11 protein-coding genes, 1 rRNA gene and 1 pseudogene are annotated in these 24,841 nt (G+C 60.1%); 5 read left to right on the top strand and 8 right to left on the bottom strand.

Annotated features, from left to right (window positions below; translation table 11 throughout):
- From rrf to AC1RKH_RS25875, 3 genes and pseudogenes are all read left to right on the top strand, one after another.
- Window positions 1-75 (top strand): 5S ribosomal RNA (gene rrf, locus AC1RKH_RS25865); the annotation flags it as partial.
- Window positions 76-414: 339 nt separating this feature from the next.
- Window positions 415-1,440: pseudogene (locus tag AC1RKH_RS25870) on the top strand (HAMP domain-containing protein); the annotation flags it as partial.
- Window positions 1,441-1,509: 69 nt separating this feature from the next.
- Window positions 1,510-2,295, top strand: a complete 786-nt coding sequence (locus AC1RKH_RS25875) for a methyl-accepting chemotaxis protein (RefSeq protein ID WP_401124056.1) — start codon at window positions 1,510-1,512, stop codon at window positions 2,293-2,295.
- 139 nt (window positions 2,296-2,434) lie between these two features.
- On the opposite strand, the gene AC1RKH_RS25880 is transcribed toward AC1RKH_RS25875, so the two are convergent.
- From AC1RKH_RS25880 to AC1RKH_RS25905, 6 genes are all read right to left on the bottom strand, one after another.
- Window positions 2,435-2,902: an SRPBCC family protein gene (locus AC1RKH_RS25880; RefSeq protein ID WP_493064253.1), complete on the bottom strand. Its 468-nt coding sequence runs from the start codon at window positions 2,900-2,902 to the stop codon at window positions 2,435-2,437.
- A 29-nt stretch (window positions 2,903-2,931) separates the two neighbouring features.
- Window positions 2,932-6,393 carry an amino acid adenylation domain-containing protein gene (locus AC1RKH_RS25885; RefSeq protein ID WP_493064252.1) on the bottom strand — a complete coding sequence of 1,154 codons (3,462 nt, stop codon included), beginning with the start codon at window positions 6,391-6,393 and terminating at the stop codon, window positions 2,932-2,934.
- A gap of 14 nt (window positions 6,394-6,407) precedes the next feature.
- Window positions 6,408-7,337 (bottom strand): diiron oxygenase, encoded by a 930-nt coding sequence (locus tag AC1RKH_RS25890; RefSeq protein WP_493064251.1) that lies wholly within the window; start codon window positions 7,335-7,337, stop codon window positions 6,408-6,410.
- Entirely contained in the window at window positions 7,334-8,110 is a 777-nt protein-coding gene (locus AC1RKH_RS25895) for a DUF3050 domain-containing protein (protein ID WP_493064250.1), read from the bottom strand. The genes AC1RKH_RS25890 and AC1RKH_RS25895 overlap by 4 nt, the downstream gene beginning before the upstream one ends.
- Window positions 8,111-8,849: 739 nt before the next feature.
- On the bottom strand, window positions 8,850-9,602 hold the full coding sequence (locus AC1RKH_RS25900; RefSeq protein ID WP_493064249.1) for a thioesterase II family protein: 753 nt from the start codon (window positions 9,600-9,602) through the stop codon (window positions 8,850-8,852).
- On the bottom strand, window positions 9,599-10,309 hold the full coding sequence (locus AC1RKH_RS25905) for a GntR family transcriptional regulator (protein WP_493064248.1): 711 nt from the start codon (window positions 10,307-10,309) through the stop codon (window positions 9,599-9,601). Before AC1RKH_RS25905 ends, AC1RKH_RS25900 begins: the two co-directional genes overlap by 4 nt.
- A 274-nt stretch (window positions 10,310-10,583) precedes the next feature.
- Here AC1RKH_RS25905 and lapG point away from each other — a divergent pair, with 274 nt between their 5' ends.
- The gene (lapG, locus tag AC1RKH_RS25910) at window positions 10,584-11,276 is read left to right on the top strand and encodes a cysteine protease LapG (protein WP_493064247.1); all 693 of its coding nucleotides are present in this window, start codon (window positions 10,584-10,586) and stop codon (window positions 11,274-11,276) included.
- Window positions 11,277-11,290: 14 nt separating this feature from the next.
- A complete protein-coding gene (lapD, locus tag AC1RKH_RS25915) occupies window positions 11,291-13,237 on the top strand; it encodes a cyclic di-GMP receptor LapD (RefSeq protein WP_493064246.1) in 1,947 nt (648 codons plus the stop codon).
- 180 nt (window positions 13,238-13,417) lie between these two features.
- Here the strand turns inward: lapD and AC1RKH_RS25920 are convergent, their stop codons facing one another.
- Both AC1RKH_RS25920 and AC1RKH_RS25925 read right to left on the bottom strand, forming a co-directional pair.
- Window positions 13,418-13,756, bottom strand: a complete 339-nt coding sequence (locus AC1RKH_RS25920; protein ID WP_493064245.1) for a tryptophan synthase subunit beta — start codon at window positions 13,754-13,756, stop codon at window positions 13,418-13,420.
- 149 nt (window positions 13,757-13,905) lie between these two features.
- Window positions 13,906-24,841 (bottom strand): immunoglobulin-like domain-containing protein (locus AC1RKH_RS25925; RefSeq protein ID WP_493184053.1); only part of this gene is annotated, 10,936 nt, incomplete at its 5' end.

Here is a 24,841-nt window from a genome sequence, read left to right on the forward strand (position 1 = left end):
GAACTCAGCAGTGAAACGATGCATCGCCGATGGTAGTGTGGGGTTTCCCCATGTGAGAGTAGGTCATCGTCAAGATTGAATTCCGAAACCCCTGTCTGCTAGCGCAGACAGGGGTTTTGTCGTTTCAGAGGCAGCTAAAAGCTCAGAGTGTGGTGGTTGCTGTAGAGCGCCTGCGCCACTTGATCAACCGTCATCAAGAAAATGTAGCTTGAGCGCTCTAGCACGCCGTTTGGCGGGTTTGTGCAGGGAATCTGGTGCATTTTGCACAAACACCTAAGTTTTTTCGGACCTGTGCCGAAAAACTGGTGAGACATGCGTGCACCAAAGTAGAGCGGCCTAAGAGCGGCCTACGGCGTTACATGGAATGTTGCACCCGGAACGCATCCCCACTCTTTGCATAAGAAGTCCCATGAAATGAATCTCAAGTTCAGCCATAAAATCCTGTTGGCCGCTTCAGGCGTAGTGGTTCTGGCTTTTGCGTTGTTCACTTTGTACAACGACTACCTGCAGCGAAATACCATCCAGCAAAACCTCGACTCCTCCGTCCAGCAAGCCGGCGATTTGACCGCCAGCAGCGTACAGAACTGGCTGAGTGGACGGATTCTGGTACTGGAAAACCTGGCCCAGAACGTCGCGCACCAAGGTGCCAGCGCGGACCTTGCCGGGTTGGTCGACCAGCCGGCCTTCACCTCGAACTTCCAGTTCACTTACGTCGGTCAGGCCAATGGCGTGTTTACCCAACGACCTGACGCGAAAATGCCGGATGGCTACGATCCTCGTCAGCGTCCTTGGTACAAACAGGCTGTAGCTGCCGACAAAACCATGCTCACGCCGCCCTATATGGCCGCTGTCGGCGGGCTGGTGGTGACTATCGCCATGCCGGTGAAGAAGAACGGTGAACTGCTCGGCGTGGTCGGCGGGGACCTGAGTCTGGAAACCCTGGTGAAGATCATCAACTCGGTGGACTTCGGCGGTATCGGTCATGCGTTCCTGGTCAGCGCTGACGGCCAGGTGATCGTCAGCCCGGACAAAGACCAGGTGATGAAGAATCTCAAGGATATCTACCCAGGCTCGAACGTACGTATCGAGAAGGGCAATCAGGAAGTGCTCCTGAACAAGCAGGCGCGCATCCTGTCCTTCACACCGGTCACAGGCTTGCCGAATGCCGAGTGGTACATCGGCCTGTCGATCGACAGGGACAAGGCCTACGCGCCACTGGGCAAGTTCCGTACCTCGGCACTGATTGCGATGTTCGTCGCGGTGACTGCGATAGCCGTGCTGCTGAGTCTGTTGATTCAGGTGCTGATGCGTCCACTGACCACCATGGGTCGTGCGATGCAGGACATCGCTCAAGGCGAAGGCGATCTGACTCGCCGTCTGGCGGTGGAAAGCAAAGACGAATTTGGCGAGTTGGGCAGTGCTTTCAACCAGTTCGTGGAGCGGATTCACGCGTCGATTTCTGAAGTGTCGTCGGCCACGCGCCAGGTACATGACTTGTCGCAACGGGTCATGGCATCGTCGAATGCGTCGATCATCGGCTCCGATGAGCAAAGCGCACGGACCAATAGCGTGGCGGCAGCGATCAACCAACTGGGGGCCGCCACCCAGGAGATCGCCCGTAACGCGGCGGACGCTTCGCAACACGCCAGCGGTGCCAGTGAACAGGCTGACGACGGTCGTCAGGTGGTGGAACAAACCATTCTGGCGATGACCGAGTTGTCGCAGAAAATCAGCCTGTCGTGCACGCAGATCGAAACCCTGAACGCCAGCACCGACAACATCGGGCACATCCTCGACGTGATCAAAGGCATTTCGCAGCAGACCAACTTGCTGGCGCTCAACGCGGCCATCGAGGCGGCACGGGCGGGTGAAGCCGGGCGTGGTTTTGCGGTGGTGGCGGACGAAGTGCGCAACCTGGCCCATCGTACCCAGGAGTCGGCTGAGGAGATTCACAAGATGATCACCTCGTTGCAGGTCGGCTCGCGTGAAGCGGTATCGACCATGAATGCCAGTCAGGTATCCAGCGAAGAAAGCGTCGAAGTGGCGAATCAGGCCGGTGCGCGGCTGGTCAGCGTGACCCAGCGGATCACCGAGATCGACGGAATGAACCAGTCGGTAGCGGCCGCGACGGAAGAGCAGACCGCCGTGGTGGAAACCCTCAACGTTGACATCAGCCAGATCAACCTGCTGAACCAGCAGGGCGTGGCCAACCTCAACGAAACCTTGAAGGATTGCGATGCGTTGTCGCTGCAGGCAAACCGCCTGAAGCAATTGGTGGATAGCTTCAAGATCTGACCGCGTAATCGTTCAATCGCGAGCAAGCTCGCTCCCACAGTGGATCTTCAGCGAACACAGCATTTGTGAACGACTGAAACCTCTGTGGGAGCGAGCTTGCTCGCGATAGCGGTGCACCAGTCACCGCAGAACCAAAGCCCTACGCAAACAACTTCAGCGCATTGTTCATCGAGTCATCGGCAAACCCCTGCACGAAGTCCTTGAACCCCGGCAGGGCTTCGGCGCCGCCCTGGGCGGGTTCGGCGATGATGGTCCAGGTCGCGCGCGACTTGCCGGTGCCTAGCGGCTCAACGCTCATGGCGGCCCACAACTGACCAACGCCCAACGTGTTGTAGACGGTAGTCCAGGTCATGCTCAGTGCCTGATCGTCGCGGGAGTTGAGTTGCTCGACCACCAGGTTACCGTCCTTGAAGAACTTCTTGCGCAGCGACGACACGCCCTCGCCAGTCATCTCGATGTGCGATAGCGCCGGGATGAACTTGTCGAAGCCAGCGAAGTTGCCGACTACGTCCCAGACCCTCGACGCCTCGGCCGGTATTTCCACCGACGACACAACATGGCAGCCGTGCGGGTTTTTGATCAGGGTATCGGGTTGTAGAGTGCTCATGGTCTTGCTCCATTTCTATGGGTGATGGGTCAGATAAAGTTGATTTCTTTCAGGTAGTCGCAGCCGCGACGCAGCAGCGCCGGGGATTTTTGCGGGTAGTGCGCGCCCATCTGCTGCACGCCGGCCTGGGCGTTGGCGTGGCCGATCATCGAGATGTCGCCGATGTCCTCTTCGAAACCGTTGAGGTAGAAACCCAGCACGCCGAATAGCGCGTTATCGCTGTCGACCCGGCCCAGTTGCTGTTGCCAGTCGGCGACGCTGACCATTTGGAACTCGCGTCCGGCCTCGCGGAACGAAGCGACGTAGGCGTCCCAGCTCAGCGGTTCGGGGTTGTGCAGGTTGAACACCGCGTGTTCGGGCTGATAACGGCTGGCGTGGAAGGCGATGAAGCGGGCGAGGAAGTCCACCGGCATCAAGTCGAAGTTCAGCGCGAACTCCGGCACCTGGCCGAGCTGGATCGAGCCTTTGAGCATCAGCATCAGACGGTTCTTGTGCGGCTGGCACACGCCTGTGAGGCTGTTGAAGCTGATGTTGCCGGGTCGATAGAGGTTGACCCGTACCCCACGCTCGCGAGCGCGTTCGAGGATCCGTTCGCCGACCCATTTGGACAGGTTGTAGCCGTTCTTGATGTAGATCGGCGGGGTCTGCGCGGCGGGCTGCTCGAGGACCCGGCCATCGGCGTCTATGGTGCTGGAAGCCGACAGCGTGGAGACGAAGTTGAAGACCTTCTTGCTGCGCCCTTCGCAGAGCCGCAAACACTCGAAAATCGGCTCGACGTTGTCCCGTGCCAGCGACTCGTAATCGAGTACGTGGTTGACGTTGGCAGCGTTGTGCACCAACGCACCGAACTCCCGATCCAGTCGCTCATACACCTCTGGCGTCAGGCCCAGCGCAGGTTGTGTGATGTCTGCTGCGTAGACCTGCACCCGACTCAGATCCAGATGTTCCAGGCGGTTCTCGCGCAGGGACTCGGCAAAACGCTGCACGGCGGATTGCCCGGCACCGTCGCGCACCAGACACGCTACTTCACTGGCGCCCCAGGCCAGCAGCGCCTCGACGATATGCACGCCGACGAAGCTGTTGGCACCGGTGACGATGACCTTGTGCACATCGCCCATCCGGCTGATCGGCAAGGGTTGTAGATCAAGCTCGCGGAAGGCATCGGCCAGGGCTTTTTCGCTGAGCACTTCTTCGCCGGCAGAGCCTCTGACCAGCGTTGCCAGCCTGGCGATGGTCGGTACTTCGATGAAGCGATTGATCGAGATACTGCGCCCGAACTGCTCGCGTAATTGCAGCAACATGCGTGATAACAGGATCGAGTGGCCGCCGAGATTGAAGAAGCTTTCGTCGGTGGAAATGTCGCCAGCCGGCAACTCCAGCAGCTCGGCCCAGAGCTCCAGCAATTGTGCCTCGTCGGCGGATTCCGGTAGCCGACGCTGATGGTTTTCGAGGACGCTGACCGGCATTGCCAACAGCGCCCTTCGATCGACTTTGCCGTTGCTGGCGAAGGGCATGCTCGCCAGTTCAGTCCACGCGGTGGGTTGCATGTAGTCCGGTAAAAACTGCTGCGCGTGTGCTTTCAGCGCCTCTCGAGCCGCGCCTGGCTGCGCTTCCTGAGGTTGTGCGAGGAACGCCAGAATCCGTCGATGAGTGTCGATCACCACCGCCACCTGCCGGAACAACTGACTTTCGCGCAGGCAGCGTTCGATCTCCTCCGGTTCGACCCGGTAGCCGCGGATTTTCACCTGATTGTCTCGTCGCCCACAGAGCTCGATGCCGTCTGCGGTCCACTTCGCCAAGTCACCGGTGCGGTAGGCTCGCAGACTCTGGCCGCCGGGCAAGGGCAGTTGCAGGTAGCGCTCGGCGGTCTGCTGCGGGTTGTTCAAATAGCCCAGGCACACCCCCGGACCGACGATGTACAGCTCGCCGACGGTCTGCTCGGCTACTGGCTGAAAATCTTCGTCGAGGATCAGTACCTGGCTGTTGGCAATTGGCGCCCCGAGGCTGCGATTGCTGTCACCGACTTGCAGTTGTCGGGCGGTGATCAGCACGGTGGCTTCGGTCGGGCCATACAGGTTGTAGAGCTTGCCCTGCTGGGTCAGTTGCTTGATCACATGGGGTTCGCAGACGTCGCCGCCAGTCATCACATGCTCAAGGTCGCGCAACTGATCCAACGGCAGAATGCTCAGCAGTGCTGGAGGGAGAAACGCGTGGCTGAGCTGATGATGACGGATCAACTCGACCAGTTGCAGCGGGTCACGACGCTGGTCGTCGTTGGGTACGATCAGCTCGGCGCCCTGGATCAGCGCCGGGAAAATATCGATCAGCGAGGAGTCGAAACTCAGCGATGAAAACTGCAACACCCGACTCTGTTCCGTCAGCCCGACGTAACCCGCGTACCATGCGGTGAAGTGTCCGAGATTGTTCTGGCTGAGCAGCACGCCTTTGGGATGCCCAGTGGTGCCCGACGTGTAGAGCGCCATGCACGGCGCCTGGATGCCAGGTCGCTGGCGCATCAACGGTAAGCCGCGATTAGCCTCGCGAGCGTCGATGTTGCTGATGTCGAGTCCGGGCATCTCGTTGCTCAGCGGATGCTGACCATCGTGCAGTAACAGCACTGCGCCGGCGTTTTCCAGAATGTATTGCTGGCGCTGCAACGGATGGCTGGGTTCGAGTGGCAGGTACACCGCGCCGCTGCCGAGAATCGCCAGAATGCCGGCAAACAGTGCGCTGGATTTCGGCAGGCAAATGCCCACTACAACGGGTCCATCAACCGCTCGAAATTGCTCGATCAGTGGCAGCAACCGTTGCTGGATTGCCAGGCTTTGGGCATGCAAATCGCCATAACTCAGCACCTCGCCATCAATGTGCAGCGCCGGGCGTTCACGAAAGGTTTTGAAGCTCCGTTCGAGCCGCTCGATCATCGGGATTTGCCCGAGTTGCAGCAGCTGCGGTTGCGCGCTGAGGTTGAGCCGGTGGGCATAGGCCAGACTCTCCAGCGTCAACAAGCTTTCTTCACACTGATGACGACCGGGCGTGGCCGTTGCGGCGTGCGTGAAGTACTCGTCATCGCGGGAAAAACGGCTGACCTCAAGCGCCACGCGGTCAACCAATTCAGCGATGACCCTCAGGCGCAGCGCCTGGCCATTACCAGAGACTTCGTTGGCGACGGGGACGCGGGCGATCAGTCGTGGGTCGCCGCTCGATGTGTAGCGACACAGCACATCGATGGGCGGCAGACCACTGGCGTCTGTCGGCCCGAGGCCCAGCGTCACGCTCAACCGTGCGCAGTCGCCCAGGTCGTGCAGGCACTGTGCGGAGATTGCCAGGCTGCCGTCGTCGATCAGTAGTTCGGCGTTACCGGTTTTTTGTTCATTCAAGGCGTGGCTGTCGCTCAGTCGCGTCAGTGCATGGCCGTGTTGTTCCAGTTCCAGCGCCAGCTCATTCAAGGCCTGGCTTTGACCGATGAGCAGAATGTCGAGACGTCTCATGATGTTCTCCTCGGCTAGATCAGGTAGTCGCTCAGCGCGTCTTGCACGCACGGCGAATCGAGCAGCGAACTGCTGCGGAAAAACCGCACGATGTTGGCGACCAGCGGGTGATGACGATTGATCGGGAAGGCCAGGCCTGCCACTTCGCTCTTGAGTGCGACCTTGACGGCATCGCTGATGTGCAGGTGTTCGATCAACCGGAAGTCGAACGATTTCTGAATGTCGTTAGTCAGGTAGTGGGTAATGAACACCGGAAGAATCTTCGCGATCCGCTGGCGGTCGTCTTCGTTCGCCGAGTGCCAATAGATCCGTACCAGTCGTGACCAGAACCCCGAGTGACGGCCCTCGTCGAGCAAGTGGTCAGCCATCAGGCCCTTGATCGATTGCTTGACCGTGTCGTCCTTGGCGAACGCCGCCACATCGTTGGTCACGGTGTTTTCCGCAATGGCCACGCAGATCAGCTCCACGGCGCTGCGCAGGTGTTCCGGCGCCAGCGCCAACGCTGCGGGAATCGCCCGGCTCAGCTCGATTTCATGCGGCAGCTCAATCGGCGTGATACCGGTCATGGCTACCGTCTGCTGCATGAAATCCATCGCCACCAGCGCGTGATAATCCTCATCCACCACCACGGTCATGGCGTCGTAGCGACAGGCGAACGGGAAGGGCACGGGGAAGCGATTCTTGGCGATGCTGCGGGCAGTCTTGTCGACGATCTCGGTTTCGAAAATCACCACGTCATTGATGAACTTGTAGAGCGTTTGCACCAGGGCGAAGTCGCGCTGCTCCGGGCATTCGCGAACAAAGGTTTCGCTCAGCACCAGCGGTTGACGGCTCAGGGGATAGATCAGTTTGTCGTCGTTTTCGACCATGCGCCGGGGGCGGGTTCGGATGGTCGCGCGGCTTTCCCAGGCGTCGGCGAAGGATTGGTAGTCTGCGGCGTTCATGCGCTCACCTCGGCGACTGGTTCACGCATGCTCAGGCGCAAGCCGTCCCACAGCGCGATGCGGCTTTCCACGGCGGCGATGGCGGCGGCGTAGACGTCCTCTTGTCGTTGCGGGTCGCCGTCGACCAGCCGCGCCAGGAGTGTTTCAGCGGCGGGACCGTGGTCTTCGGAGTCGACTTCGATGTGCCGTTCCAGGTAGTAACGAAAGGTTGGCGCTTGCTCGATACCAATTCCCCAATCGTCGAGAATTCGCTGGAACATCTGCGGGATGACGCTTTCTCGACCATGCAAAAACGCCGCGGCAACACTGTGTCCCGGTGCGTACAGAGCGGTGTGCAAGGTGTGCCGGACGAAGTTCGAGGCGGCCGGGTCGACGTCCACGCTTTGCAGGGCGACGTCGTAGCTCACGCCTTCTTTTTGCAAGGCGACGAAGCGCTCTACGGTCGCCGTGCTGGCGCCGACTTCGCGCATTGCGTCCAGGTACAACTCGAAATGGCTGTAGTGCCCGTGATCGAGTCGGTCATCGGACTCTTCGCCGAGGATGATTTCGTTGATCAGGCGCGCCGCTTGAGGGTCTTGTGGCGGTAGCCAGGGCAACTGCACGCACGTGAGTTCCTGCTGCAGGCGTTTGGTCAGCGACATGAAGTCCCATACGGCGAATACATGGGTTTCCATAAAGCGCTGAAGTATCGACAGCGAATGAATCTCGGCAAAGATAGGGTGGGCGCTGAGCTCTGCTTTTTTCAGGTCGAGAAGTGCTTTGTTTGGTTTCATGAGTGGCCTGTAAGTTGCGAGTTAAGTTGTTCGGTTGGCGAATGTTTATTAGGTAAGTACAAACAAGGTGCTGGCTGAACTTTTTAATAGGCGAACAAGTACCTCAAACAAACGTTGATGCAGTTTATGAGTGGCGACAGGCCCTGCCAGGCAGGGCGTTGCGTACGTCGATAGTGCTTGGCGGTCAGCTGCGCAGGTTGCTGTGACAGGCGCTGGGCATTGGCCGTGCCGACAAGTGTGATGGAACTTGAAGTTGTCGGCGGAGAAAAATTAATACACGGAACAAGTAGCCGGCAAGTGTTTTTTATATTATTTGTCAAGTGTATTTTTTCGGGCGTAACACGTTCCGATAAAACTTTTTGATTAAGTTTTATTGAGGTGAAGTTGTTCCTTCCGGCTTATATAAGTCAGAATTTAAAATGAGTGAATGCCTCACTCGGAGCAACTGTGTGGCTGGAAAGTTAATGGTTTTTGATGTGGTGGGCAGGAGGCGGGCACGGCCCCTTCTCTTCCCGTCCTTTGGCAAGCCTCCTTTTGTTTGTCCATCACGCGAGGGCTGTGCAGGCAGATTTACACGCCGCTCGTCCTTTTTTAGTCGGCAAACCAAGAGTGAGCCCAAAAAGCCAGTACTGCTATCACTGGCGTAGGGGTGGGCAGGGGGCTTTCAAGGAGGGAAGAGGGGATAGGTGTCGCCAGCGCTTCTCGAGAGCCTGTGCCTCATCGCACAGGCGTCAGGCGCTTACTCGCTGAGCAGGCCCAGATGGGTGTTGATGATCTGCAGCAGACGATGGCGCTGAGTGGTGGTAAAAAAATGATTACCGGTCATTTCGATCAGTTCGAATTCACGGCGGGTGAACTCGCGCCAATTGACCATGCTTTCAAGCGGCGCCAGCGGGTCGTCGCTGCCGTAGAAGGCGGTCATCGGGATATGCAGGCTGCGACTGGAAAGGTCGGCCCAGGATTCGAGCAGTTTCAAGTCACTGTGTATCAGTGCTTCGAAGGCGGCGAGTTGATCGTTGGCTGTTTCATCGCGAAGCTGCCCCTGACTTGAGGGCGCATGACCTTTGTACAGCGGCGCTGTGGCGGGGCGGGTGTCCGGGCTGGGACAGCCGGAAATGAACAGATGACGGGTTTGCCCCGGGCAACGGACTTCGCTCAATTTGGCCAGCTCGTAGGCCAGAATTGCGCCCAGACCGTGGCCAAAGAGTGCATGGGGCTCGGACAGGTAAGGCTGGAGCGCCGCGAAGGCGTCGACCAGCAGTGGCGGCCATTGTTCGTAGAGTGTCTGGTTCCGTGGATTGCCATGGCCGGGAAATCTGAAAGCGAGCAGTTCAATGTGCTCGCTCAGTGATTGTGTCCAGCTGCGGAGCTGCTCGGGGTCGGCACCGGCCTCGCAGACGCAGATCAGTCGGATATCCGTCGCTTTGCCTGCGTTGATCACGGTCAGCCACGGAGTGTCATGGGCGTGCACGGCTTTCCTTGTGCGGTTCACGTCGAGGCTTTCTTGCCCTGAGGTGCAAGGCTGTTCAGGTAACGCGTGATGACCTCGACACCCCGGTTGAGGTGGTTCTCAAGCTTCGTCACGGTTAGCGTGATGTCTCGGGATTGCGCAGCGCGCAGCAGGTCACGGTGATCTTCCTGGGACAGCTTGCCGAGCCCCATGGCTTCAAGGTTGAAGCGCAGAAAACGCTCCTCCTCCCACAGGCCGCCTTCCACCAGGTTGAGGAGCCTGCGGTTAGGCGCCTTGCGGTACAGCGTCATGTGGAACAAACGGTTAAGTCTGCCGATCTCGGCGTAATCGGTTTGTGTTTCCAGATCGTCGATATAGCGCGCCGCTTCGGCAAAATCCTCGTCGTCGAGCAACGGAATCGACAGGCGCAGGGCCTCGGACTCCAGCAGGATGCGCAGGGCATAGGTCTCGGCGGCATCACCTTCGACCAGCGGTGCGACAACCGCGCCTTTGTGTGCGACAACGTGTAGCAGCGATTGCGCCTCGAGTTGGCGCAAGGCTTCGCGTACGGGCATACGACTAACGCCGAACAGATCAGCCAGATCCTGCTGACGCAGAGCGGTGCCGCAGGGCAAACGACCGTCGAGAATCGCCGAGCGCAGAGTTTCTTCGATCACTGATCGCGCAAGGTGAGCGGGGATAGGGCCGCTGACCGGGATAGTACTTAAAGGGTTGGGCTTCTGTGTCACGACAACGCACCCTGACTGAAATGAAAATAATTTTGGATCCAATGCACACTAGTAACTGTCTGACTGGTTGTCAAACCGGCAGAACAATGCAGTTTTCGACAGTTTTATGCCACTGGCTTTGCCGTCGAACGCAACTTCGCAGGCCAAGATCTTTTCAACTGCGTCCGCTTCCCCCAAGTTTAGCGCGCTCGCGGTGATTGCACCGTGCCATTGTCTTTTACCCATCAAAGCTTCACCATCAATCGATTTCCAACCGCCCTCTGGACTCACTGCATTGCAGGCACGTTTCGCTCTCCCTCGGACCCTGCGCTGGCTGTGTTCAGCGTTGTTGATTGCCGGCGTCATGCTCGGTGGTCTGCATGCCGATTGGGACTTTTCGCTGATCAGTCGGCGCGCCGAAGCGTTGTACGGGCCGTTGGGTGAAGGCACGCAACGGATCGATGCCTGGCAACACCTGTTGGCGACACAGAAGCAGACCCCGGAGCTGGAACAGCTGAAAGTGGTCAACCTGTTCTTCAACAAGCACATGCGCTATGTGGAAGATATCGATCTGTGGCACATCGAGGACTACTGGGAGACGCCGATCGAAGCCTTGTGGAAAGGCGCTGGGGATTGTGAGGACTACGCGATCGCCAAGTACTTCAGTTTGCGTCATCTCGGGGTTTCCAGTGACAAATTGCGCATCACTTACGTCAAGGCCCTGCGCCAGAATCGCGCGCACATGGTCTTGACCTACTATTCAAGCCCGGACGCCATGCCGCTGGTGCTCGACAGCCTGATCGATGCGATCCAGCCAGCCAGCCAGCGCACCGACTTGCTGCCGGTTTACTCCTTCAATGCCGAAGGGTTGTGGTTGCCGGGCGCCAAGGGCAACAAGAAAGTCGGTGACACCAAGCGCCTGTCCCGTTGGCAGGATGTGTTGAAGAAAATGCAGGCCGAAGGATTTCCGGTCGAGACGACTAACTAGGAGCGCGCGCTCAGATGTCTTTGTTTAAACAGCTGTTGATCGCTATCTGTCTGTTCCTGGTGGTCGCCTTCAGTGGCAGCTTCATGGTCGGTCTGGAGAGTTCGCGGACCCAGTACGTCAATCAGCTACGTTCCCACGCGCAGGACGCTGCGACCGCACTGGCGCTATCGCTGACGCCGAATATCGACGACCCGGCGATGGTCGAGCTGATGGTCAGCTCGATCTTCGACAGCGGTTATTACGCGAGTATTCGCGTGGTAGACCTGAAGACCGATGCGACTATCGTCGAGCGCACCGGGATTCCCGAGGTCAGCAGCGTGCCAGGCTGGTTCGTCAAATTGATCGGTCTGGAACCTGCTGGCGGTGATGCGCTGGTCAGTCGTGGCTGGGAACAGGCGGCCAGGGTCGAGGTGATCAGCCACCCGATGTTCGCCGTGGCCAAGCTCTGGCAGAGCGCCCTGGGCAGTTTGGGTTGGTTGCTGATCTGCGGTGCGGCGAGTGCGGTGCTCGGTGCACTGTTGCTGCGTCGGCAACTCAAGCCGCTGGATTACATGGTCAAGCAGTCCCATGCTATCGCCCGCCGCGAGTTCCTCAGCTTGCCTGATCTGCCGCGCACCCCGGAACTGCGGCGCGTGGTGCAAGCGATGAACCAGATGGTCGAGAAGCTCAAGGCGTTGTTTCAGGAGCAGGCTGAGCGCAGTGAAAAACTGCGGGTCGAGTCCTATCAGGACACCCTGACGGGGCTGGCCAACCGGCGTTATTTCGAGATGCAATTAAACGCCCGGGTGAGTAATCCGGAGCAGGCCAGTTCGGGTTATCTGTTGCTGTTGCGGGTCAAGGACCTGGCGGGTTTGAACCAGCGTTTGGGCGGTCAACGCACTGATCAGTTGTTGCGGGCCGTCGGCGAGCAGCTGTCGCGTGAGTGTGCCAGATTTCCGGAAACCCAGAACCTTGTGACGCGTATTCGCGGCGGTGAATTCGCCGTGCTGGCGCCGGGCCTGGTGCGCGGAGAGGCGCTGCAGCTGGCGCAGAGTCTGGACAGCGCACTGGCCAGTCTTCACGCAACCGGCGCTACCGACGTGACGTCGGTGGCGTCGATCGGGCTGGCGCCGTTTGCCCATGGCGACACGCCGCAGGCGGTGTTGGGGCTGGCGGATCAGGCGTTGTCACAGGCGGAGGCTGAGGGTGAGTTGAACTGGGCGTGCCTGGATCACAACGCAGCGGCCATCGTGGGCGATGATCACCATGCCTGGCATACCCTGCTCGATCAGGCACTGAGTCAGCAGCGTTTCGAGCTGTACTTTCAACCAGTCGTGGCCAGTCAGGACACGCAGCGAGTGCTGCATTACAAAGTGCTCTCGCGTTTGCTCGATGAGCAGGGCCAGACCATCTCCGCCGGGCGTTTCCTGCCATGGCTGGAGCGTTTCGGCTGGACTGCACGGCTGGACCGTTTGATGCTTGAACGGGTGTTGGAGCAGATGGCCGAGCATGAAGATTCGCTGGCGCTGAACCTGTCCGCCGCTACCCTGGCGGATCCGCAAGCGCTGAACAACGTTTTCGACATCCTGCGTCGGCATTCCAGTCTAGGGCCACGCTTGACCCTGGAGATCGGCGAAGAGCAAATACCCGATCAAGTCGTACTCGAACAGCTGACCCGCCGTCTGCGTGAGCTGGGTTTCTCCCTGAGCCTGCAGCGCTTTGGCGGGCGCTTCAGCATGATCGGTAACCTGGCGCGGCTGGGGCTGGCCTATCTGAAAATCGATGGCAGCTACATCCGCGCCATCGATCAGGAAAGCGATAAGCGCCTGTTCATCGAAGCTATCCAGCGCGCCGCCCATAGCATCGACCTGCCGCTGATTGCCGAGCGAGTGGAGACGGAAGGGGAGTTGCGGGTGATTCGCGAAATGGGGTTCTACGGCGTGCAAGGGCAGCTGTTTGGCGAGCCGAAGCCTTGGCAGTAAGACTTTAGGGATAAGTTGCCAATGAATAGGTCATCGCGAGCAGGCTCGCTCCCACAGGGAATTTCGTTAGTACACACATCTGTCCAAACGATGAAAATCTAATGTGGGAGCGAGCCTGCTCGCGATGGCGTCGGTGTGTTCAACGCAACGGCCACGCTTGAAACACAAACGCTCAGAAACTCAGATCAACCCGGTCTCGTCATCATCAATCAGCTGACTCAAACCACCCAGCGCTTCACGGGCCTGGCTCCGGTCTATCAGTTTGGCTTGCGCGGCAGCCGGCAGGTCGGTGACGCGAATCACCCCTTTGCTGGTCAGCACCTGAATCAGGTCATCGAGTACCCGGATCATCTCCAGGTCGCTTTGCTTGAGCTGCTTGAGGCTGGTTTCCATCACTTCGTTAGCGTACCAGGCCTGGATTTCATGGTGATCGGCGGGTAGCGTTTCCGTCGCCTCCGCATAGGCGGCAGCCTCCACGCGCACCAACTGGCCTTGTGCATCGCGTTGCACGTAGAACATCGAGAACCCCTCATGTATGAACCGGCATCGTGCGGTCAGTAGCATAGGCCAACGCAGGCGAGTATGCGGTGCCGCGACGCAATCGTCACCCGGTGGCGATTGACGCAAACCTGACGGCCGCTCATTGCGAGCGGCCATCAGACACCTGATCAGGTGTTGTTGTGGTCGATCTTGATGGTCGGGTCGCTACCGGCGATCAGCGAGTTGATGCTCTGACCGGACCAGTTATTACCTTCCAGTTTGATCGTCACGTCAGCGTTGGCCACGCCGCCGGCCGCGTTGAGCTTGCCTTCGGAGCTGACCTGCAACGTCGACACACCTTCAACCGTGGTGATTTTCAGGAAGTTGTCGATGGTGCTGCCGCTCTCGCCCTGCAACAGATCACGCAGGTCGATCCGGTCGCCTTCGCTGGCCTTGAAGTCCTTGATCACGTCGTTGCCGGTGTCGCCAGCCTTCCAGACGAAGGTATCGGCGCCCGAACCACCGATCAGGATGTCGTTGCCCTGACCACCGATCAGCGTGTCATTACCCGTACCGCCGAGCAGGATGTCATTACCCTTGCCGCCGTCGAGGATGTCGTTGCCGCCCTGGCCGAAGAGGATGTCGTTACCGGCACCGCCCAACAGCGTGTCATTACCGTCATGAGAGCCGGACACATCGAACGCGGTGTAGTGCTCGGTGATGTACTGGTGCACGTTGCCGGTGGTGACTTTGCTGACATCCACGCCGGTCTGTTGGGCCACGAAGGCCTGCATGGCCTGGTAACCCTCGCCGGCAATGCCGTTGAAGCTCACCAGGTCGCCGAACAGGATGTCGTTGCCATCACCGCCGTTGACCGTGTCGGCGCCCGGCATGGTCGCTTCGGTGTGACCGATGATCGAGTTGGCCAGGTTGGCCGGGTCGATGTTGCTCTGTGGTTTGCCATCGGTGTCGAACGGTTTCAGGTCGTTGAGGCTGACGTCACTATTCAGGCCGATGGCCTCGACCTGCGACAACTTGCCGAGCAAAGCGAAGCTGTCGTTGGCGTTGCTGGAGGTGCTGCTGTCGGTGCTGTAGCCGGTACCTGCCAGCTTCGACAGCTCATAGGTACCATCGCCCTGGGCATGGAGCATGCCCAAGTCCTTACTGACCCAGCGATTGCCGTTGTAGGTCTGCAGCGTCGTCGAACCATCGGTATTGATGGAGAGGTAATGGGTGTTGTCCAGGTACTTGGCGAACGTGTCCCCCAACGTGTAGTTGCTGGTCGTGACGACGTCATCCAGCTTCGCACCACCGCTGTACAACGACGGGTTGGTCTGCTCGCCGGACTGATAGAACGTTGGTTGTCCGTCGGTAATGAAAAACGTCAGGTTGGTCGCGCTGCTGTTACCGGTGGCCATGCTGCTCTGGAAGAAGTTGGCCGTGGTCTTGAACACGTCTTCGTAGTTGGTACCGCCGCCGGAAGTCATCGAGTCCAGCACCGATTTGAGCAGGGTCAGCGCATTCGGGTCGTTCAGGTTGACCGCAACCTGCTTGTTGACCTGGGTATCGAAGTCCGCGAGGAAGACGTTTACCGTGCCCGACGTGCTGGCGCCCAGGCTGTTCTTGAGGGTGTTGAACACCGACGTCAGCGAGTCTTTGGCCGCGCTGATCGAGGAGGCGCTCATGCTGCCTGAGCTGTCGACCATGAACGCAATGTTGTAGTTGGTGCCTGGCACCACCGTTAGCCCGCCGATGTCGGCGACCATGATGTCGTTGCCACTGGTGCCGACGAAATTGTCATCCCCTGAAGTGGCGACCGACGCGTTATACACCGCCGGGTAAACCGTGACCGGGATCTGCGCAATGCTTGGCGCCGAGCCGCCGAGGGATTCGGTGGAAGTCGACGTGACCGTCAGATTGATCGAGCCACTGAAGTACGGCGGTGGGGTGAGCGTCAGGCTGCCGAGGTTCCAGCCAGTGACGTTTGCTTCACCGGTGGTCGCCACGGTGAAGGTATGACCCGCGCCATCGCTCAGCACCGAGCCGGCCGGCATACCGCCGATTTTCACGCTCAGGCTTTCGGAGCCGTCGGTGTCGGTCAGCGCGGTGGTGATTTTTGACAGGTGAACGCTACCGCCCTCGGCACCGGTGTTGAGTTTGTAGCCGTCGTAGTAGCCTTCACCGTTGGTGCCGTGCAGATCGGAGACGGTCACACCGGCATTGATCAGGTCGGTGACGCCCGTGTAGATCGGCACGCCAGCGCTGCTCAGGTCGATGGCGGGGGCGCCATTGACCGACAGGTTGACGTCGTAGCTGCCCGGGCCACTTTGGTTGTGATGGTAGATGTCCAGGGTGTAGTAACCGCTGGTGGTCGGGGTGAACGACCCCGAGATTTGGCCTCCCGCGCCCCACGTGGCGCTGGCCACGTTTTTACCGCCGATGGTCACCAGCAGACTGTCGTCACCGGTACCGCTGAAGCTGTAGGTCTTGCCGGCTTCGAGGTAGATCAGGCCGGAGGTTTTCGATGCGGTGCCGGCTGCTACGTTGCTGTCGGACTGCACGTTGTTCACGGTGCCGCTGCTGTTCGGCTGACCAGCAGCATCGATTACGGACTTGAGGGTGTCGGACGGTGCGCCACTGCCGTTGGTGCCCAGACCGGCGAGGCCAGTCCAAACCTCTTTGACCAGGCCCGTCGAGTTCACGTTGTTGTCGGCGACGCTCAGGGTCGGCGCATCGGCGACTGGCGTGATGTCGACTTTTACCGTGCCGGTGTTGCCCAGCAGTTGGCCGTCGGTTGGCTGGAACTGGATCTGTGCGTAATCCGCCTGTTGGTTGCCCACGCCGGTGCCGCCGTAGCCATTGGCGCCGGATTCGTTGGCATCAGGCGTGAAGCGCAACTTGCCCGCATCAATGTCGGCCTTGCTGAAGGTCTGGTTGTTGGCCACATCTTTCCAGGTCGAACCGTCCAGATACTGCAACTTGCCGTCGCCCGGCAGCTGGGTGATTTTCACGCCCAGGCTGGTGGCAGGGCTGTCGACATCGGTCACGCCGAAATTCGACCAGCCGAGGATCAGCGGCGTGTCTTCAGTGCCGGTGACAGCACCACCCGTGGCGACCGGTGCGTCATTGACCGCGATCACGTTGACCGTTGTCGTCGCCACGTTGGAGTAGTTGCCGCCATCGGTCACGGTCACAGTGATGATCCGTGGCGTGGTGCTCGGGTCATGGCTGTTGTTGGTGAAGGTGATGTTCTTGATCTGCTGCATGTAGTCGGCCAGCGTCGCGTTGCCGGACAGCGTCAGGGTGATCGAACCATCCTTGCTGTTGGCATTGATGCTGATGCCGTTGACGCTGCTTCCCAGGTTCAGCGAGTCGCCCGGCTGACGGTTGGTCAGCACGATGGTGGCGCCGGTCAGCATCGTGCTGTCCGGGTCGGTGATCTTGATATCGGTGTCCGCAATCGATATTCCCGGCCCTGCGGTGCCTTCGGTGAAGGTCACTTTGTAATCGGCACCGGTGGCGCCACTGGAGTCGTTGGCGTCCAGGTCGATGACCGGCGGTGCATCGTTGTCGATGATGGTCGTGCTGACGCTGCCATTGGTGCTGCTGACCACCAGATTCTCGAAGTTGCCACCGTTGGCCGAGTCGATCTTGACCACGAAGTTTTCGGTGGGCTCGATGATCTTGTCGTCAATGGTCGCGATGTTGAAGCTGGCACTGCTGGCGCCCGCCGGGATTTTCACCGTGTACACGCCGGTGAAGTCAGAACCATCGGTAGCGGTGCCGCTGTAGACGATCTTCAGCGTCACTTCGGTTTGCGACGGGTGCGTCAGGGTCACGGTGTAGCTGGCGGTCTGGCCTTCGGTGACCTGGCTGCTGCCACTGATGCTGACTTCAGTTTTATCGATGGTGTCAGTGACGTTAGTCACGGCAGCCGTTTTATCGGTGATCAGGTTTTCGAAGTTGCCGCCGGTGGCGGTGGTGATCGTCGCCTGCACTTTGCTGGCATCAATGTAAACGTCGTCTTTTGGTGCATCGACGATTACGGAACCGGTGGTTTTGCCGGCGTCGATGTTGATCACTGCACCGTTGCTCAAGGTCACCGTCACTGGTGTGCCAGCCGGGTTGGTCAGCGTGGCGGTGTAGGTGATGTGACCGCCTTCAGCCACGGAACCGGTCGCGCTCAGCGTCAGGTTGGTGGTGTCGACGGTGTCAGTCACGTTGGTGCTGACCGGGGATTTGTCGGCGACCAGGTTTTCGTAGTTGCCACCGCTGACGTTAGTGATGGCATTGGTCAGCGGGGTGTGGCCGACCAGCGCGTCGTTCGGCGCGGTGGTGGTTGCGGTACCGCTGGACTGGCCGACCGGGATGGTGATGGTCTGGCCGTTGGCGAGAGTCACGATCACTGCCGAACCGGTGACTGGCGCCGAGACGGTGGCGGTGTAAGTGACGGTGCCACCTTCAGCTGCGGTTTCGGTCGCGGTCAGTTTCACCGTCGAAGTGTCGATGGTGTCGGTGACATTGGTCACGGCAACTGTTTTGTCGGTGACCAGGTTCTCGAAGTTGCCGCCGGTGGCGGTGGTGATCGTCGCCTGCACTTTGCCGGCGTCGAGGTAGACGTCGTCTTTTGGTGCATCGACGATTACGGAGCCGGTGGTTTTGCCGGCGTCGATGTTGATGACGGCGCCGTTGCTGAGCGTGACGCTCATCGGCGTGCCGGCCGGGTTGGTCAGCGTGGCGGTATAGGTGATCTGCCCGCCTTCAACCACCGAACCAGTCGCGTCCAGGGACAGCCCGGTGTTGTCGATCGAGTCGGTGATTGTCGTGACTGCCGGGGTGCTGCTCGGGGTCAGCTGTTCGAAGTTGCCACCGGTGGTGCTGTCGATGGTGGTGCTGATGGTGCTGCCGTTTTTGTAGACGTCATTCGCCGGAGTGTCGACCACCACGGAACCGGTGGTTTTACCGGCTTCGATGTTGATCACCGCGCCGTTGGACAAGGTGACGCTCATCGCGGTGCCGGCCGGATTGGTCAGGGTCGCGGTGTAGGTAATCTGTCCGCCTTCAACCACCGAACCATTCGCCGTCAGGCTCAGCCCGGTATTGTCGATCGAGTCGGTGATGGTGGTAACGGCCGGGGTGGTGCTCGGGGTCAGCTGTTCGAAGTTGCCACCGGTGGTGCTGTCGATGGTGGTGCTGATGGTGCTGCCATTCTTGTAGACGTCGTTGGCCGGGGTGTCGACCACTACGGAACCGGTGGTTTTACCGGCTTCGATGTTGATCACCGCGCCGTTGCTGAGCGTGACGCTCATCGGCGTGCCCGCCGGGTTGCTCAGGGTCGCGGTGTAGGTGATCTGCCCGCCTTCAACCACCGAACCATTAGCCGTCAGGCTCAGACCTGTGTTGTCGATCGAGTCGGTGATGGTCGTAACGGCCGGGGTGGTGCTCGGGGTTAGTTGCTCGAAATTGCCGCCGCTGGTGCTGTCGATGGTGGTGCTGACGGTGCTGCCATTCTTGTAGACGTCGTTGGCCGGGGTGTCGACCACCACCGAACCGGAAGTTTTGCCGGCTTCGATGTTGATCACCGCGCCATTCGACAAGGTCACGCTCATGGCGGTGCCGGCCGGGTTGCTCAGGGTCGCGGTGTAAGTGATCTGGCCGCCTTCGGTGATGCTGTTGTTGGCGGTGAGCGTCAGGCCAGTGTTGTCGATCGAATCGGTGATCGTGGTGACCGCTGGCGTGCTGCTCGGGGTCAGTTGCTCGAAATTGCCGCCGCTGGTGCTGTCGATGGTGGTGCTGACGGTGCTGCCGTTTTTGTAGACGTCGTTCGCCGGAGTGTCGACCACCACGGAGCCGGAAGTTTTGCCGGCCTCGATGTTGATCACCGCGCCATTGCTCAGCGTGACGCTCATCGGCGTGCCGGCCGGGTTGCTCAGGGTCGCGGTGTAAGTGATCTGGCCGCCTTCAACCACCGAACCGGTCGCCGTCAGGCTCAGCCCGGTATTGTCGATCGAGTCGGTAATGGTGGTGACCGCTGGCGTGCTGCTCGGGATCAACTGTTCGAAGTTGCCGCCAGTGGTGCTTTCGATGGTGGTGCTGACGGTGCTGCCGTTTTTGTAGACGTCATTCGCCGGGGAATCGACCACCACCGAACCGGTGGTTTTGCCGGCTTCGATGTTGATCACCGCGCCGTTCGACAAGGTCACGCTCATCGGAGTGCCGGCCGGGTTAGTCAGCGTAGCGGTGTAGGTGATCTGCCCACCTTCAACCACGCTGCCGGTGGCAGTCAGGCTCAGACCGGTATTGTCGATCGAGTCGGTAATGGTGGTGACCGCTGGCGTGCTGCTCGGGATCAACTGTTCGAAATTGCCGCCGGTGGTGCTGTCGATGGTGGTGCTGACGGTACTGCCGTTTTTGTAGACGTCGTTGGCTGGAGTGTCGACCACCACCGTGCCGGAAGTCTTGCCGGCCTCGATGTTGATCACCGCGCCGTTCGACAAAGTGACGCTCATCGCGGTGCCGGCCGGGTTGGTCAGGGTGGCGGTGTAGGTGATCTGTCCACCTTCCACTACCGAACCTGTCGCTGCCAGGGACAGCCCGGTGTTGTCGATCGAGTCGGTGATGGTGGTAACGGCTGGGGTGGTGCTCGGGGTCAGTTGCTCGAAATTGCCGCCGCTGGTGCTGTCGATGGTGGTGCTGACGGTACTGCCATTTTTGTAGACGTCGTTCGCCGGAGTGTCGACCACCACCGAACCGCTGGTTTTACCGGCTTCGATGTTGATCACTGCGCCGTTCGACAGGGTCACGCTCATCGCGGTGCCGGCCGGGTTGCTCAGGGTCGCGGTGTAGGTGATCTGCCCGCCTTCAACCACGCTACCGGTGGCAGTCAGGCTCAGCCCGGTATTGTCGATCGAATCGGTGATGGTGGTGACGGCTGGTGCGGTGCTTGGGGTCAACTGCTCGAAGTTGCCACCGCTGGTGCTGTCGATGGTGGTGCTGACGGTACTGCCGTTTTTGTAGACGTCATTGGCCGGAGTGTCGACCACCACGGAGCCGGAAGTCTTACCGGCTTCGATGTTGATCACCGCCCCGTTCGATAAGGTCACGCTCATCGGAGTGCCGGCCGGGTTGCTCAGGGTCGCGGTGTAGGTGATCTGGCCACCTTCAACCACGCTGCCGGTGGCCGTCAGGCTCAGCCCGGTATTGTCGATCGAATCGGTGATGGTGGTGACGGCTGGCGTGGTGCTCGGGGTCAGCTGTTCGAAGTTGCCACCCGTAGTGCTGTCGATGGTGGTGCTGACGGTACTGCCGTTTTTGTAGACGTCGTTGGCCGGAGTGTCGACCACTACCGTGCCGGAAGTCTTGCCGGCTTCGATATTGATCACTGCGCCGTTCGACAGGGTCACGCTCATCGCGGTGCCGGCCGGGTTGCTCAGGGTCGCGGTGTAGGTGATCTGGCCACCTTCGGTGACCGAACCGGTCGCGGCCAGGGACAGCCCGGTGTTGTCGATCGAGTCGGTAATCGTGGTGACCGCTGGCGTGGTGCTCGGGGTCAACTGCTCGAAGTTGCCGCCCGTGGTGCTGTCGATGGTGGTGCTGACGGTGCTGCCGTTTTTGTAGACGTCATTGGCCGGGGTGTCGACCACCACGGAACCGGTGGTTTTACCGGCTTCGATGTTGATCACCGCGCCGTTCGACAGGGTCACGCTCATCGCGGTGCCGGCCGGGTTGCTCAGCGTCGCGGTGTAGGTGATCTGCCCGCCTTCAACCACTGAGCCGGTCGCCGTCAGGCTGAGGCCGGTGTTGTCGATCGAGTCGGTAATCGTGGTGACCGCCGGCGTGCTGCTCGGGGTCAGCTGTTCGAAGTTGCCACCGCTGATGCTGTCGATGGTGGTGCTGACGGTGCTGCCATTTTTGTAGACGTCGTTCGCCGGGGTGTCGACCACCACCGAGCCGCTGGACTTGCCGGCCTCGATGTTGATCACCGCGCCATTGCTCAGCGTGACAGTCATCGCGGTGCCGGCCGGATTGGTCAGGATGGCGGTGTAGGTAATCTGCCCGCCCTCGGTGATGCTGTTGTTGGCGGTGAGCGTCAGCCCGGTGTTGTCGATCGAGTCGGTGATCGTCGTGACCGCCGGGGCGGTGCTTGGGGTCAACTGCTCGAAGTTGCCACCGCTGGTGCTGTCGATGATGGTGCTGACGGTGCTGCCATTTTTGTAGACGTCGTTGGCCGGGGTGTCGACCACCACCGAGCCGCTGGTTTTGCCGGCCTCGATGTTGATCACCGCGCCGTTGGACAGGGTCACGCTCATCGCGGTGCCGGCTGGGTTGCTCAGGGTGGCGGTGTAAGTGATCTGGCCACCTTCGGTGATGCTGTTGTTGGCGGTGAGCGTCAGCCCGGTGTTGTCGATCGAGTCGGTAATGGTGGTGACCGCCGGCGTGCTGCTCGGAGTCAACTGCTCGAAGTTGCCACCGCTGGTGCTGTCGATGGTGGTGCTGACGGTGCTGCCATTTTTGTAGACGTCGTTCGCCGGGGTGTCGACCACTACGGAACCGGTGGTTTTACCGGCCTCGATGTTGATCACCGCACCGTTGGACAGGGTCACGCTCATCGCGGTGCCGGCCGGGTTGCTCAGGGTCGCGGTGTAAGTGATCTGCCCGCCTTCGGCGATGCTGTTGTTGGCGGTGAGCGTCAGGCCAGTGTTGTCGATCGAATCGGTGATCGTCGTGACCGCCGGGGTGCTGCTCGGGGTCAGTTGCTCGAAGTTGCCGCCGCTGGTGCTGTCGATGGTGGTGCTGACGGTGCTGCCATTTTTGTAGACGTCATTGGCCGGGGTGTCGACCACCACGCTGCCGGTGGTTTTACCGGCTTCGATGTTGATCACCGCGCCGTTCGACAGAGTCACGCTCATCGGCGTGCCCGCCGGATTGCTCAGCGTTGCGGTGTAAGTAATCTGCCCGCCTTCGGTGATGCTGTTATTGGCGGTGAGCGTCAGCCCGGTGTTGTCGATCGAGTCGGTAATGGTGGTGACCGCCGGGGTGGTGCTCGGGGTCAACTGCTCGAAATTGCCACCGCTGGTGCTGTCGATGGTGGTGCTGACGGTGCTGCCATTTTTGTAGACGTCATTGGCCGGGGTGTCGACCACTACGGAACCGGAAGTCTTGCCGGCTTCGATGTTGATCACCGCGCCGTTCGACAGGGTCACGCTCATCGCGGTGCCGGCCGGGTTGCTCAGCGTCGCGGTATAGGTGATCTGCCCGCCTTCAACCACTGAGCCGGTCGCCGTCAGGCTGAGGCCGGTGTTGTCGATCGAGTCGGTAATGGTGGTGACCGCCGGGGTGGTGCTCGGGGTCAGCTGTTCGAAGTTGCCACCGCTGGTGCTGTCGATGGTGGTGCTGACGGTGCTGCCGTTTTTGTAGACGTCGTTGGCCGGGGTGTCGACCACCACGGAACCGGTGGTTTTACCGGCTTCGATGTTGATCACCGCGCCGTTCGACAGGGTCACGCTCATCGCGGTGCCGGCCGGATTGGTCAAGGTCGCGGTGTAAGTAATTTGCCCGCCTTCGGTGATGCTGTTATTGGCGGTGAGCGTCAGGCCGGTGTTGTCGATCGAGTCGGTAATCGTGGTGACCGCCGGGGTGGTGCTCGGGGTCAGCTGCTCGAAGTTGCCGCCGCTGGTGCTGTCGATGGTGGTGCTGACGGTGCTGCCGTTTTTGTAGACGTCGTTGGCCGGGGTATCGACCACCACGGAACCGGTGGTTTTACCGGCCTCGATGTTGATTACCGCGCCGTTGGACAGGGTCACGCTCATGGCGGTGCCGGCCGGATTGCTCAGGGTGGCGGTGTAGGTGATCTGTCCACCTTCAACCACCGAACCATTCGCCGTCAGGCTCAGACCGGTGTTGTCGATCGAATCGGTGATGGTGGTGACCGCCGGGGTGATGCTCGGGGTCAGCTGTTCGAAGTTGCCACCCGTAGTGCTGTCGATGGTAGTGCTGACGGTGCTGCCGTTTTTGTAAACGTCGTTGGCTGGAGTGTCGACCACCACCGAGCCGCTGGTCTTGCCGGCCTCGATATTGATCACTGCGCCGTTACTGAGTGTGACAGTCATCGGCGTGCCAGCCGGGTTGCTCAGCGTCGCGGTGTAGGTGATCTGTCCACCTTCCACTACCGAACCGTTGGCCGTCAGGCTCAGACCGGTATTGTCGATCGAGTCGGTAATGGTGGTGACCGCCGGCGTGGTGCTCGGGGTCAACTGCTCGAAGTTGCCGCCGCTGGTGCTGTCGATGGTAGTGCTGACGGTGCTGCCGTTTTTGTAGACGTCATTCGCCGGGGTGTCGACCACCACCGAACCGCTGGTTTTGCCGGCTTCGATATTGATCACCGCGCCATTGCTGAGCGTGACGGTCATCGGCGTGCCGGCCGGATTGGTTAGCGTCGCGGTGTAGGTGATCTGGCCGCCTTCAGTGACATTGCCAGTGGCAGTCAGGCTCAGCCCGGTATTGTCGATCGAGTCGGTAATGGTGGTGACCGCCGGCGTGGTGCTCGGGGTCAACTGCTCGAAGTTGCCACCGGTGGTGCTGTCGATGGTGGTGCTGACGGTGCTGCCATTTTTGTAGACGTCGTTGGCCGGGGTGTCGACCACTACGGAACCGGAAGTTTTGCCGGCTTCGATGTTGATTACCGCGCCATTGCTGAGCGTGACGGTCACCGGCGTGCCGGCCGGATTGGTTAGCGTCGCGGTGTAAGTGATCTGGCCGCCTTCAACTACCGAACCGTTAGCCGTCAGGCTCAGCCCGGTGTTGTCGATCGAATCGGTGATGGTGGTCACCGCCGGAGTGGTGCTCGGGGTCAGTTGCTCGAAGTTGCCGCCCGTGGTGCTGTCGATGGTGGTGCTGACGGTGCTGCCATTTTTGTAGACGTCATTCGCCGGAGTGTCGACCACTACGAAACCGCTGGTCTTGCCGGCTTCGATGTTGATGACCGCGCCATTGCTCAGCGTGACGGTCATCGGCGTGCCGGCCGGATTGGTCAGCGTCGCGGTGTAGGTGATCTGGCCGCCTTCAACTACCGAACCGTTAGCCGTCAGGCTCAGCCCGGTGTTGTCGATCGAATCGGTGATGGTG

It is taken from the genome of Pseudomonas sp. GW822-FHT06B12 (genome assembly GCF_058799675.1).